At 72.3% G+C, this 13154-nt stretch carries 5 protein-coding genes and 13 pseudogenes; 3 read left to right on the forward strand and 15 right to left on the reverse strand.

Features of this window, described 5'->3' with window-relative positions:
- Positions 1–295: pseudogene (locus FF86_RS47120) on the reverse strand (MFS transporter); the annotation flags it as partial.
- A 42-nt stretch (positions 296–337) separates the two neighbouring features.
- Positions 338–856, reverse strand: a pseudogene (locus FF86_RS47130) (MFS transporter); the annotation flags it as partial.
- Between the two features lie 153 nt (positions 857–1009).
- Here FF86_RS47130 and FF86_RS47135 point away from each other — a divergent pair.
- The 3 genes and pseudogenes from FF86_RS47135 to FF86_RS12625 form a co-directional block, all read left to right on the forward strand.
- Positions 1010–1172: pseudogene (locus tag FF86_RS47135) on the forward strand (TetR/AcrR family transcriptional regulator); the annotation flags it as partial.
- A 1-nt stretch (position 1173) separates the two neighbouring features.
- Positions 1174–1589: pseudogene (locus tag FF86_RS62255) on the forward strand (TetR/AcrR family transcriptional regulator); the annotation flags it as partial.
- Between the two features lie 335 nt (positions 1590–1924).
- Positions 1925–3286, forward strand: a complete 1362-nt coding sequence (locus FF86_RS12625; RefSeq protein ID WP_044884815.1) for a glycosyltransferase — start codon at positions 1925–1927, stop codon at positions 3284–3286.
- Positions 3287–3329: 43 nt separating this feature from the next.
- Here the strand turns inward: FF86_RS12625 and FF86_RS66005 are convergent.
- The 13 genes and pseudogenes from FF86_RS66005 to FF86_RS12665 form a co-directional block, all read right to left on the reverse strand.
- Positions 3330–3497: pseudogene (locus FF86_RS66005) on the reverse strand (LLM class flavin-dependent oxidoreductase); the annotation flags it as partial.
- A gap of 1 nt (position 3498) precedes the next feature.
- A pseudogene (locus tag FF86_RS47140) lies at positions 3499–3901 on the reverse strand (LLM class flavin-dependent oxidoreductase); the annotation flags it as partial.
- Position 3902: 1 nt separating this feature from the next.
- A pseudogene (locus tag FF86_RS47145) lies at positions 3903–4314 on the reverse strand (LLM class flavin-dependent oxidoreductase); the annotation flags it as partial.
- A gap of 169 nt (positions 4315–4483) precedes the next feature.
- Positions 4484–5462 (reverse strand): annotated as a pseudogene (locus FF86_RS47150) (FAD-dependent monooxygenase); the annotation flags it as partial.
- Position 5463: 1 nt separating this feature from the next.
- Positions 5464–6283, reverse strand: a pseudogene (locus tag FF86_RS47155) (FAD-dependent oxidoreductase); the annotation flags it as partial.
- An 11-nt stretch (positions 6284–6294) separates the two neighbouring features.
- A partial coding sequence (locus tag FF86_RS12640; protein WP_242418650.1) for an NtaA/DmoA family FMN-dependent monooxygenase occupies positions 6295–7542 on the reverse strand: 1248 nt, incomplete at its 5' end.
- Positions 7543–7700: 158 nt separating this feature from the next.
- Positions 7701–8420, reverse strand: a 720-nt coding sequence (locus FF86_RS12645) for an ABC transporter ATP-binding protein (protein ID WP_242418651.1), incomplete at its 5' end; no start/stop codon positions are given.
- A gap of 1 nt (position 8421) precedes the next feature.
- Positions 8422–8534 (reverse strand): annotated as a pseudogene (locus tag FF86_RS66010) (ABC transporter ATP-binding protein); the annotation flags it as partial.
- A gap of 26 nt (positions 8535–8560) precedes the next feature.
- Positions 8561–9534, reverse strand: a pseudogene (locus FF86_RS12650) (ABC transporter ATP-binding protein); the annotation flags it as partial.
- A gap of 50 nt (positions 9535–9584) precedes the next feature.
- A pseudogene (locus FF86_RS12655) lies at positions 9585–10424 on the reverse strand (ABC transporter permease); the annotation flags it as partial.
- Position 10425: 1 nt separating this feature from the next.
- The coding region (locus FF86_RS12660; protein ID WP_242418652.1) for an ABC transporter permease at positions 10426–11271 on the reverse strand (846 nt) is incomplete at its 5' end.
- A 1-nt stretch (position 11272) separates the two neighbouring features.
- Positions 11273–11399: pseudogene (locus tag FF86_RS62270) on the reverse strand (ABC transporter permease); the annotation flags it as partial.
- A 164-nt stretch (positions 11400–11563) separates the two neighbouring features.
- A complete protein-coding gene (locus tag FF86_RS12665) occupies positions 11564–13120 on the reverse strand; it encodes an ABC transporter substrate-binding protein (RefSeq protein WP_396229855.1) in 1557 nt (518 codons plus the stop codon).
- Positions 13121–13154: the final 34 nt, after the last annotated feature.

Here is a 13154-nt window from a genome sequence, read left to right on the forward strand (position 1 = left end):
ACGAGCGCAGCTCGATGAGGACGAATCCGATCAGCACGGCGAGCCCGCCGAACAGGCAGACCAGCACGAACGGCTTGGTCCAGCCCATCGTGTGGCCGCCGTAGGGCTGCAGCCCATAGACGATGCCGGTCAGGATCGCGATGAGCCCGATGGCGAAGGTGATGTTGCCGGCCCAGTCGATCCGGGCCTGGGTGCGCACGCCGTTGTCGCGCAGCTTCAGGTAGGCCCAGACCGTCCCGAAGATCCCGAACGGCACCGACACCAGGAACACCAGGTGCCACTCGACCGGGGCGAGNAGGCCGCCCACCAGCAGGCCGAGGAACGACCCGGCGATGGNCGCCACACCGTTGATGCCCAGGGCCAGTCCACGCTCGTTCTCCGGGAACGCGTCGGCGATGATCGCGCTGGAGTTGGCGAACAGGAACGCGCCGCCGACGCCCTGCCCGACCCGCATGATGATGATCCACAACGCGGCGGTCGTGCCGTGCATCCAGGTGACGGCCAGCAGGATCGAGAACGCGGTGAAGACCGCGAAGCCGAGGTTGTACATCCGCACCCGGCCGAACATGTCGCCGACCCGGCCGAGGCTCACCACGAGCACCGACGTGACCAGCATGAATCCCATCAGGGTCCACAGGAAGTACGAGGTGTTCCCCGGGGCGAGCGGGTCGACCTTGATGCCCCGGAAGATGTCCGGGAGCGCGATGATCAGGATCGAACTGTTGATCGTCGCCATCAGGATGCCGATGGTCGTGTTCGACAGGGCGATCCACTTGTAGTTGTCCGAACCGGACACGGTGGGGACGTCATCGGCCCCGGGCGGCGAGGTGCCGGCGGTGGTGTCGGAAGTCGTCACGGCTGGAAGGCTAGTGCCTCCATCTCACGTCAGCGGTAGATGTGATGCGGCTCATAGTGGCCGGGAGCACAAACGGGAACCTTCCACGCACCACCACCTCCGTTCCACCACCTCTGACGTGCATACGACACCCTTGGGCGGCAATTTCGCGGTATGGTTCATACCGTGAATACGGAGCCGAGCCGGACGTACCGGCAGCGCCGGCGGGCCGAGACCACCGACGCGAACACCGAGCGGATCCTGCGCGCGGCCACCGAGCTCTTCGTCGATCGTTCGTTCGAGCACATCACCCTGCCGGCGGTCGCCGAGCGGGCCGNCGTCGGCCTGCAGACCGTCATCCGCCGCGTCGGGACCAAGGACGGCCTCGTCCGAGCCGTCAACGGCTGGATCGTGCCGCAGATCGCCGCCACCCGCGGCGACCCGGGCGACATCCGCCCGGCCGGCGACGACCTCGCCGGGGTGACCGACCGGCTGGCCCGGCACTACGAGCAGTGGGGGCGGATCACCGAACGCGCCCTGCACCAGCAGGACGCCTCCCCGGCGCTGAAGGAGAGCGCCGACGCCGGCCGACGGGCCCACCGGGAGTGGATCGAGGCGGTCTTCGCCGCCGACCTCGATCCCCTGCCCCCCGCCGCCCGGGACGACCTCGCCGGCCGCCTCGCCGCCGTCTGCGGCGTCGAACTCTGGCTCGTCCTACGCCGCGACCAGGACCTGTCGGTGGCCGCCGCGCGCGNGGCCGTCGCCGACCTCGTCTCGGCCTGCCGCCACCATGCCCGCCTTCCCGCCCACTCGCCCGCCCACCGTCCCGCTCATCCAGAGGGATAGATCGGGCCCGGAAGCCTCTGGATAACCGGGGGCTCGTCCGTCAGACCGCGCGGCGACGACGTCCGCGCCGACGCCCGCCAGCGATCCCGATGCCCGCCGCAGGCCCGATGCCCGCCGCAGGCCCGACAGCCGCCGCAGCCCGGCACAGGTCGGGAGTCGGCGGTGGATGTCGCACGCCCTCCTCCGCTCCCCCACCCCGCCAGACCCCTGCAACGCCAGACCCCGCCACGCCAGGAGACCGCCATGACGCGTTACCTCGTCCACTGCTCAACCGCCGCCGGGCACCTGTTTCCCCTCGTCCCCGGCCTGCTCGCGCTCCAGGAACGCGGCCACGACGTCCGGCTGCGCGTCGGTGCCGCGCTCGTCGACACCGCCCGGCGCGCCGGTCTCGACGCCGAACCTCTCGATCCGCGCATCGACGAGATCGTCGTGCGCGACGACGCCGCCGGCAGCGGCGCCGACCAGCTCCGGCTGGCGCTGGCCGGGCTGATGGCCCGAGGACCGCTCGAACGGGCCGACCTGACCGCGGCGATCGACGCCGTCGACCCCGATGTCGTCCTCGTCGACACCAACGCCTACGGCGCCGCGGTGGCCGCGCAGGCGTCCGGCCGGCCGTGGGCGATCACGCTGCCGTCCCTCATCGCGCTGCCCGGACGCGGCATCCCGCCGTACGGGCTGGGCCTCGCCCCGGCCCGCGGGCCCCTCGGCTGGGTGCGGGACCGGGCGCTGTGGCCGCTGGTGATCCGCCAGTACGGCAAGGCGATGCTGCCGCCGCTCAACGCGCTGCGCGCCGGGGCGGGCCTGCCCGCGCTGACGAACCCGCTGGACCACTTCCTCAGCGCCGACCGGCTGCTGGTCCTCGCCGGCGACCCGCTGGAGTACCCGCGGGTGGACGCGCCGGCGAACGTCTGCTTCGTCGGCGCCCAGGTCTGGGACCCGCCGGCCGCGGTGCCCGACTGGCTGGCCGAGCCCGGCGACCCCTGGGTGCTCGTCACGATGTCCACCGACTACCAGGGCGACGAGCGGCTCGCCGAGGTGGCCGTCGAGGCGCTGCGCGACGAACCGGTACGGGTGCTCGTCACCCTCGCCGACGCCCACGGCCGGGTCGACCTGCCGGCGGCGGCCAACGTGCGCGCCGAGCGGTTCGTCCCGCACGGTCCGGTGCTCGAGCGGGCGGCGGCGGTCGTCTGCCACGGCGGGATGGGCATCGTCCACAAGGCGGTGGCGGCGGGGGTGCCGATCGTCGCGGTGCCGTTCGGCCGCGACCAGCCGGAGGTCGCCCGCCGGGTGGTCCAGGCCGGCGCCGGGGTCAGCCTGCCGGCGAAGCGGCTGACCCCCGACCGGCTGCGCGCCGCCCTGCACGCGGCGATGGCCGGCCGGGCCGGCAGCGCCGAGGCGTCCCGCCGGCTGCGGGCCCTCGCCGCGACCTCGGCCGTCCCGAGCGGCGACGTCGACCGCGCCGGCGACGTCGAGGATGTCGACGGGTTCGATCCGGCCCGTGGACCGGCCGGGCTGGGCGGGGCACGCTTCGCCGCCGCCGCGCAGGAGCTCGCCCTGCTCGCCCCGGCGGCCGGCGACACTCGGGCGACGATCACGGCGAGGTGAGCGGTGGACGTCCAAGCAGCGGCGTCGGCCCCAGTGATCGGGGTCAGGCTCCGGCCAGTGCGGGCGCGGCAGGGGAGGCGGGTTTCCAGCCCAGGGCGGGTGCGACCTCGGTGGCGATGAGTTCGAGCGCCCGGATCGCCACATCGTGGTCGAGGACCGCCGGGTTGAACTGGGCGATCAGATCCGTGGCGACCGGCAGGACCCGCTCCTGNCGCAGCTGCGCGACGATCTCCTCCGGATGGCCGTAGAAGGAGTGGAACCGGCGCAGCGCCTCGTCGGTGTCGATTCCCTTCGGGAAGGCGCTGTGTCCGTTCGGGAAGGCGTCGTGCTCGGAGAACCGTCGTGCGGCCGCGAGCACGTGCGGCCCGATCTGGGCCAGTGCGGTCCGCCGGTCGGCCGCGGGAAAGATGAACCGCGACAGTCCGATGCGCGGCGGGCGCGGCCGGTTCCACGCGGCGAGGTAAGCGTCGGCCCAGGGCCGCTGCACGGTGTCGGTGGGCTCGTCGTAGCCGTAGGCGGCGCGGTTGAGCAGCAGGTTCGAACCCGAGGCCGCGGCGTACTCGGCACCCGGACCGCTGAAGACGCCCTGCCAGATCCGGTCGGTGAAGTCCCGAGNGGGTGGCTGGATGGTGAAGCCGGGCGCGCCGACCTCCTCGTTCGCAAGCGCCTTGCGCAGCACCGCCAGCCCCTCGCTGGTCAGCTCGCGCCGGCGACCCACGTCCCGGCCGAAGGCGGCGTACTCCAGCTCGCTGCCACCGCTGCCGACGCCGATCTCGACCCGGCCGCCGCTGAGCGTGTCGACGACCGACACGTCCTCGGCCAACCGGACCGGGTCCTCCAGCGGCAGGATCGTGATCGCGGTGGCGAGCCGGATGCGCCGGGTGCGCGCGGCGGCGTAGGCCAGGAACGTCCAGGGTGAGGGCAGCCCACCGCCGCCCAGGGAGACGTGGTGCTGGGCCACCCAGCCGACGTCGAAGCCGAGTTCGTCGGCGGCGACGAACAGCTCCTGCGCGTGGTCGTAGGTGGCTNCCAGGTCGCCCGGACCCTGGACGTGGGTGAGGAAGCCGAGCCGGAAGCGCGGCGAAGCGGATCCGCCGGTGGCGGACTCGGCAGTGGCGGACTCGGCAGTGNCGGACTCAGCGGTCATACCGACGCCTTTCAGGATCGAGCGGATGCGGTCGCGCCGGCAGGGACGGNGACCTGCTCGACGCCGACGACCTGCTCGACGCCGATCACCTGGCCGGCACCGATCACCTGGCCGGCACCGAGGACGAGGTCGAGGACGGCGCCGGCGCCGGCGGTGGGAAGCTCGGCGCCGCGCCAGGCCACGTGCTGGTCGGGGCGGACCAGCACGTTGTCGGCGCCGTACAGCGCGCGCACCGCCGGGTCGGTGAGGTGGACGACCGTGAACGGCAGCGATCGGACGAGCGCCTCGGCGACGAGGGCCCGTTCCACCTCCCGGTCCGCGGACAGCACGAGCAGCGCGAAGCCGTTGCCGATGCGGTCGTAGAGGGTGCCGCCGTAGGGGTCGACGAAGCCGTCCGGTGCGCGGTGTCCCGGCCGCGGGTCGTCCTGGTAGACGTCCGCACGCCACGGTGGTTCGGCGTCGAGCTGGCCGTCCTCGTACCAGATCGCCGACGACGCGTCGTAGCGCTCGTCGAAGGTCACGCCGGGCGCGCCGAGAGCGCCCTGGCTGATCCGGGCGCGGATCTCGGCGCGGCGCGCCTCGGCCTGCGGGCTGTCGTCGGCGTCGTCGGGGATGCCGAGCCGGCGCAGTTCCGCCAGCAGTGCGTGCGAGTGCCGCGAACGCTCCAGCGCGTGCTCGGCGATCCGCCAGTTGTGCCGGCGGCGCTCCTGGTCGTAGGAGTCCAGCAGCTCCTCGGGGGCCTGACCGGCGAGCACGGCGGCGAGCTTCCAGCCGAGGTTGACCACATCGCCGAAGCCCTCGCCGAGGTTGCCGCCGGGGGTGCGCACGTGCGCGGCGTCGCCGGCCAGCAGCACCCGCCCGCGGCGGAACGTCCGCGCGATCCGGGTGGCGTCGTAGAAGGTCGTCGACGAGACCAGTTCCAGGTCGAGATCGAACCCGAAGGCGGCCCGGGCGGAGTCGAGCAGTTCCGCCTCGGTGGGGGTGTGGTCGAGCGGGTACGGCCCGGCGTACACGCGCCACTCGCGGGTGNTCACCGCGGCGAGGAAGCCGGCGGCCCGCTGGTTGAACACGATGTTGGTACCGCTGGGCGCCGGGCCGACCCGGTCGGAGATGTCCTGCGTGCGCACGATGAGCCGCAGCCGCTTCTCGGTGGCGTGGGCGCCGTCGCGTTCGATGCCGGCGAGCCGGCGGACGGTGCTGCTGCCACCGTCCGCGCCGAGCAGGTAGCGCGCCCGGATGGTGCGCCGCGCGCCGGACTCACCATCCTCGGGGAGCACGTCGGCCTCGATCCGGTCGACGCTCTCCCGCAGCGCCACCAGCCGCCAGCCGCCGGCCACCCCGACGCCGCGCCGGTCGAGGTGGTCGAGGAAGACCCGCTGCAGCGCGCTCTGCGGACGGCGCAGCGCCTCCGCGGCCGAGTGGCCACCGCCGGCCGAACCCGCGAAGGACGGGCGGCGGGGGGCGAGGAGCTCGTGACCGACGAGCGAGGTGACCAGCCGGATGCCCTGGTTCCACTCCGGCGGGAAGGTCCACTCGTCGCGGATCCGTTGCAGCAGCCCCCAGCGGCGGAAGTGCTCCACCGTGCGCGGGCTGTGGCCCATCGCGCCGGCCCGGACCAGCGTCGCGGTGCGGGCGCGGTCGACGACGGCGACCCGCACCCCCCGGGCGGTGAGCTCCACGGCCGCCGACAGGCCCACCGGGCCGGCGCCGACGATCAGCACGTCGACCTCGGTCGGCGGCGTGGCGGTGGGGAAGTGCACGGTGTGGACGTCGCGCCCACCCGTGGCCGAGTAGGCCAGGTCCGAGTCGGCCAGGCCCGCGGGAGCCTGGTCCGCCGAATACTCCGTCATGGTGGTCCTCCTCAGGCCTGTGCGGCCGCGGTCTCGCGCTCGCGCGCGTAGCGGTTGACCGGGATCGGCAGGCCGAGGTTGTCCCGCAGCGTGTCGCCGGTGTACTCGGTGCGGAACAGGCCGCGCTTCTGCAGCGACGGGACGACGTCGGCGACGAAGCGCTCGAGGTCGTCGTGGGTGCGGAAGCGGAGGTTCAGCCCGTCGGCCGCGCCGGTGGTGAACCACTGCTCGATCGCGTCGACGACGGTGTCCGGCGCGCCGGTGAACGGCGACGGCGCGTACTCGGTGACCGTCTCGACGACCTGCCGCAGGGTGAGCCCCTCGTCGCGGGCCTGCCGGACGATCTCCAGGCCGCGGGTGCGCCCGCCCTTCTCGGCCAGGTGCGCGAGGTCGGGGAACGGCGCGTCGAGGTCGTGCCCGCTGAAGTCGTAGGCACCGAAGCTGCGGCCGAGGAAGCCGAGCTTGCGGTCGAAGTCGTTGTCGGCCTCGAAGATGTCGCGCGAGAGCCGGTGCGCGTCGGCGTCGGTGGCGGCGACGACGGGGCTGGCGCCGACGAGGATGACGACGTGGTCGGGATCGCGCCCGAGCGCCGCGGCCCGCCGCTTGATGTCGGCGTAGTAGTCCTGCGATTCCGCCAGCGACCCCCCGGGGGCGTAGATGCCCTCCGCGACGTGGGCGGCCAGGGTGCGGCCCTCCTCGGAGACGCCCGCCTGGAAGATGACCGGCTGACCCTGCGGCGACCGGTCGAGGTTGAGCGGCCCGGCGACCTTGAAGTGCTCGCCGACGTGATCGAGGGCGTGCAGCTTCGTCGGGTCGAGGAAGAGGTTGCGTTCGACGTCAGCGGGGAAGGCATCGGGCTCGTAGGAGTCCCACAACCCGCGCACGACCTCGACCGCCTCGAGCGCCCGGCCGTAGCGGGTGCCGTAGTCGAGGTGCTCGTCGAGCCCGTAGTTACGCGAGGTGCCGGTGTCGAAGCTGGTCACGACGTTCCAGCCGGCGCGCCCGCCGCTGATGTGATCCAGCGAGGCGAACCGGCGGGCGAGGTTGAACGGCGAGTTGTACGTCGAACTCGCCGTACCGATCAGGCCGATGTGGCGGGTGTGGGTCGCGACCGCCGACAGCAGCGTCAGCGGTTCGAGCCGGCTGAGGTAGTGCGCCGGGTAGCCGGCGTTGATGAACTGGCTGTCGACGATGAAGTACGCGTCGAACAGCGCCTGCTCGGCGGTCTGCGCCTGGCGGATGTAGTAGTTGATGTCGACNCTGGCGTTGTTCGGGACGCGCGGGTCCTTCCACAGGCCGTGCTGGCCGGGGCCGCCGACGCCGTAGGCGCTCAGGGCGAGATGGAGCGTGCGGGCCATGTCGGGTTCCCTTCTGACGGATGACGTCCGGCCTGGTCAGGGGTCAGGCCGGACCGGGGTCAGGCGTGCAGCAGGGCGCGCAGCGCGTCGCGCTCGGCCCGGCTGGCGGCGGCGGAGCGCAGCGTCGGCGCCGAACCGACGAGCAGCCGGGCGTAGGGGTGTCGGGGGGCGCTGATGACCGCGCGGGCGTCCCCCACCTCGACGAACTCGCCCTGGTAGAGCACCGCGACGCGGTCGGCGACGCCGGCGACGGAGCCGAGGTCGTGCGAGATGAAGATCAGTGCGACGCCGGCGTCGCGTAGTTCCTTGAGGATCTCCAGGATTCCGACCCGGTTGGCGGAGTCCAGGGCGCTCACCGGCTCGTCCAGGATGATCAGCGCGGGCTCGGTGACCAGGGCGCGGGCCACCGCGACGCGCTGGCGCTGGCCGCCGGAGAGCTCCCCGGGCAGGCGGCCGAACAGCTCGCTGTCCAGGCGGACGCGCGCGAGGTAGGCGCGCCCGCGCTCGATCGCCTCCTTGCGGCCCACGCCCTGGACGAGCAACGGCTCGATGAGGGACTCCTCGATGGGCAGGTCGGGATCGAGGCTGCGCAGCGGATCCTGGAACACGTACTGGACGACGCCGCGGCGACGCAGCGCGCGCCACTGCCGGGGGGAGTACCGGGACACGTCCTCGCCGTCGATGAGGATCCGGCCGCCGGAGGCCCGCACCAGGCCGAGCACCGCACGGGCGAAGGTCGACTTGCCCGAGCCGGTCTCGCCGATCACGCCCACGGTCTCNCCGCAGGCCACCGACAGCGAGACACCCTGCAGCACCCGACGCCGGCGCCGCCGCAGTCCGTAATGGACCTCGAGATCGGCGACTTCCAGGACCGGCCGGCCGTCAGCGGACACCGTCCAGCTCCTTCCGCTGCTCGCCNCCGCCGCCGGCGCCGGTGTCGGTGTCGGTGTCGGCCAGGTAGCGGTCCAGGCCGTACTGCTCGTGTTCGGCGATCAGCAGGCGGGTGTACTCGTGGCGCGGGTGGTAGAGCACGTCCGCGGTCGCCCCGTGCTCGACGACCTCGCCCGCGCGCATCACCAGCACCTCGTCGCAGACCTGCGCGACGACGGCGAGGTCGTGGGACACGACGACGAGCGCGAGGCCGCGGCGCTCCCGCAGGTCGGCGAGCAGGTCGAGGATCTCGGCCTGCACGGTCACGTCCAGGGCGGTGGTCGCCTCGTCGGCGATGAGCACCTGCGGGTCGGCGGCGATCGCGGTGGCGATGAGGACGCGCTGGAGCATCCCGCCGGACAGCTCGTAGGTGTACTGGTCGTAGACGAGCTCGGGGTCGCGCAGGTGCACCGCGGTCAGCAGCTCGAGCGCGCGGCGACGCGCGTCGCGCCGCCGCAGCCCGGACTTGACCTGGATGACCTCCGCGATCTGCACTCCCACCTTGAGGGACGGGTTGAGGTAGGAGGCGGGGTCCTGGAACACCGCGCTGATCGTCGATCCGCGCAGGTCCGTCCACTGCGGGGTCGTCAGCCGGGCGATGTCGCGCCCGGCGATCTCGATCGACCCACCGGCCACGGCGAAGTGCGCCGGCAGGATGCCGAGGATCGCGCGGCAGGTCAGCGTCTTGCCGCTGCCCGACTCCCCCACGATGCCGACGGCCCGGCCGGGCCTGAGTTCGAACGAGACGCCGTGCACGATCTCGCGGTCGTTGACGTCGTCGCGGATCCGCACGTCGCGGACCGCCAGCACGGCGGCCTGGGCGGCCGGCGGATCCCCCGAGCCCACGGCCGGTGGGTCCACGGCAGGCACGTCCACTGCGGGCGAGTGCGCGGCGGGAGGGTCCGCCGGACGCGCCGCGGGCACCGTGGCGGTGACCGTGGCATTGGAACGGGTTCTCGTCATGGGGCGACGCCTCCGGCGGGAATCGGTTCGGCTGGGTCGAGGCGGCGGGNGCGCGCCCGGCGGCTGTGCAGCAGCGCGCGGCCCGCCTCCCCGGACACGTCACGGATCGCGTCGGCCAGCAGGTTGCTGCCCCACACCGTCGCCATGATCAGCAGGGCGGGGACAGCCGGGGCCCACGGCTGGTAGGACAGGTAGCCGAGGTCGGAGGCGAGCAGGCCACCCCAGGTCGGCGCCGGCGGCTGCACCCCGATGCCGAGGAAACTCAGGCTGGAGACGACGACGAAGCCGACGCCGATCGTCTGGGCCAGCGCCACCGCGACGGGCGGCAGCACCTTCCCCCACACGTGCCGGCGCGCGATCCAGCCGATCGACGCGCCGGAGATCAGCGCCGCCTCGACGTACTGCGAGCGGGCGACCGCCAGCGTCGCCGCCCGCGCGACCCGGTAGAACAGCGGGGAGACGAGCACGCCGACGGTGAACATCGCCTGCGGAATCCCGTTGCCGAGCAGCGCGGTGACGGCCACGGCGTAGATGAGGAACGGCAGCGCGATGAGCGTGTCGGCGATCCGCAGCGTGAGCCACTCGAACACCCGGCCGAAGTACACCGACAGGATGCCCGGGACGACGCCGACGGTCAGCGCGATCAGCGCGACCTCGACCGAGCCGAGCACGCTGGTGCGTGACCCGGCGAGCAGCCGGCTGAAGACGTCCCGGCCGAGGTAGTCCGTCCCGAGCCAGTGCTCCCAGGAGGGGCCGGTCAGGGTCAGTGCACTCGTCCCCAGCGGGTTGTGGGGAGCCAGGGTCGGGCCGAGGATCGCCAGCAGGACGATCAGGGACAGAATGCCGACGGCGAGCCGGCCGGTCGGCAGCGCCAGGACGCGACGGACCATGTCACACCCCCCGCTGCGAGGCCGGGGTGACCCGGCCCAGGACGATGTTGACGATCAGGTTGAAGGTGACGACCAGCACGATCGAGACGACGAGCACGCCCTGGACCGCCGGTACGTCCCCGGCCTGTGCGGAGTCGTTGGCGAACCGGCCGAAGCCCTGCAGCCCGAAGATCCACTCGGTGACCACGGAGCCGCCGATGAGCGTGGGGAACCGCCAGCCCAGCACGCTCAGGGCCGGCCCCACCCCGTTGCGCAGCACGTGCCGGAAGAAGATCCGCCGCGGGCTGAGCCCGCGCACGATCGCGCCGGTCACGTAGTTCTCCTGATAGGACGCGATGAGACCGGAGCGCAACTGGCGGGCGACGTCGGCCATCGGGTCGAGGCTGAGCGCCAGCGCCGGCAGCAGGATGTGGGTGAACCACGGCCACGTCCCCACGCTCGCCGGCACGTAGCCCGCGGCCGGCAGCCAGCCGAGCCCGACGGCGAAGACGGTCACCAGGACGATGCCGACCACGAAGGGCGGCATCACCGAGAAGACCGTCAGGAAGCCCGTGATCGCCCGGTCGATCCAGGTCGTGCGGCGCACCGCCGCCAGGGTGCCGAGCCCGAAGCCGAAGACCACGCCGATGATCAGTGCCAGCGTCACCACCGACAGGCTGATGGCCAGGCCGTTGCTGATCAGCTCGGCGATGTTCGTGCCGTTGGACCAGCTCGCGCCGAGCTGGCCGTGCAGGATGTCGGTGAACCAGCTCCAGTACTGGGCGAGGAACGGGCGGTCCAGGCCCCACTGGTGCTCGATGCGGGCGACCGCGTCCGGGGTGGCGCTCTCCCCGAGCTGGATGCTGGCNGGGCTCAGGCCGCTGAGCGCCCGCAGGGCGAAGGTCAGGAAGGTCGCCACCAGGAAGACCGGGACGAAGATCGCGACCGAGCGGGCGAGGGTGACCAGGACGCGGCCGGCGGCCCGCCGCGCCCTGGNGGCGGCGAGCGCGACGCCCGGGTCGGCAACGGCCGCGTGGTCAGCCGTGCTCACCGCCATGGGTTGCCTCCTCTCTTCAGGCCTGATGGGCGTGCGTGGATGATCGGCTAGATGCGTGGATCGGCGAGATGCGTGGATCGGCGAGATGCGTGGATCGGCGAGATCAGTTGCCGATGGTCACGCCGGTCCAGTCGATGTGGGCCGGGTTGGCGGGCAGCGCGGAGATCGCCTTGTTCTTGACGAACAGGTTCGGGCTGGAGTAGGTGAAGACGAGCGCCTTGCTCTGCAGGCCCACGCGGGTGGCCGCCTGCAGGATCTGCGGGTAGTCCGGCGCGTCCAGCGGCGTCTGGCGGACCTTGGCGATCGCGGCCTCGAAGCCGTCCGGCTCGTAGGGCGAGCTGAGGTTCAACGGGCCGTCCGGCCCGAAGTGCGCCGTGAGCGTCTGAGCGGCCGAGTCACGCCCGGTCGTGCCGTACAGCGAGAGCGTCAGATCCTTGGCGAAGAAGGGCGTCGCCCAGTTCTTGTTGATCTTGATGGTGATGGTGATCCCAACCGCCGCGAGCTGCGACTGCACGATCTCCGCCGCCGGGTCCTCCTTCGAGATGACCAGGTCCAGCTTGATCTGGCCCGGCTTGAAGCCGGCCTGCTCGAGCAGCTGCTTCGCCTTCGCCGGGTCGTAGGGGTACAGGTTCGCCGACTTCTCGTCGTAGGCGATGTACCCGGGCGGGAAGGGCTGGTTGGTCGGCTTGCCGTACCCGAAGGTGAGCTTGTCGACGAACTCCTGCCGGTTGGTGGCGTAGCGAACCGCGTCGACGACCTTGGGGTTGTTGAACGGCTCCTTGTTGATGTTCAGGCTGATGTTCGAGGCGTTGAAGCCCGGCTGCACGAAGACGTCGAGGCCGGCCGCCTTGGCGGCCTTCGCCTGGCTCGGGGCGAGGTCGGCGAAGTTGTAGACGCCCGTCTGCAGGCCGGAGACGACCGTCGACACGTCGGGCGCCGAAACCAGCTCCACGTTGTCGATGTGGATGTTCTTGGCGTCCCAGTAGTTCGGGTTCTTCTTCAGCAGGACCTTCGTGCCCGGAATCAACTGCGTGACGACGAACGGTCCGGCGCCGACCGGATTCTGGTCGAGCTTCGCCGGATCCGCCGCGGCTTTGGGACTCGCGATCTGCAGCACGCGCTCACCGAGCAGCAGCGGGATCTGGTGATCGACCTGGGTGAGGTGGACGACCACGTCCAGGTCGCCGCTGGTGGTGACCGACTTGATCGAGGTGAGGTCGCCGAACAGCGCCGAGTTCTTCTGCGACTTGGCCCGGTCGATGGCGTTCTTGACCGCCGCGGCATTCACCGGAGTGCCGTCGCTGAAGGTCAGCTTCGGGCGCAGGTGGAACGTGATCTCGTCGCCGGCGCTGTTGTAGGTCCAGCTCTGCGCCAGATCCGGGACCGCGTCGCCCTTCGCGTCCGTCCTCGTCAGCGCGGCATACGGCAGAGCGAGGATGCGGAACTGGGCACCGCTGCCCCCGACCACCGGATCCCAGTGCGCCGGGAAGAAGGAGGAGGCCCACTTCAGGGTGGCAGTCTTGCCGCCTCCGCCGCCGCCGCCGGCGGCGGCGGCGGCACCGGCACCGGAACCGGAACCGCAGGCGCTGAGAACGAGGGCCGCGAGGGCCAGCAGGGCCCCGAGGACGGCGCCGCGTCTCGTACGGCGGGCGGATGGCAGGTGTCGCTCGGAGGNCATCGTCTTCTTTCTCTGT

Origin of the sequence: Frankia sp. CpI1-P (assembly GCF_001421075.1) — a bacterium.
In the GTDB taxonomy this organism is placed as follows: Bacteria; Actinomycetota; Actinomycetes; order Frankiales; family Frankiaceae; genus Frankia; species Frankia torreyi.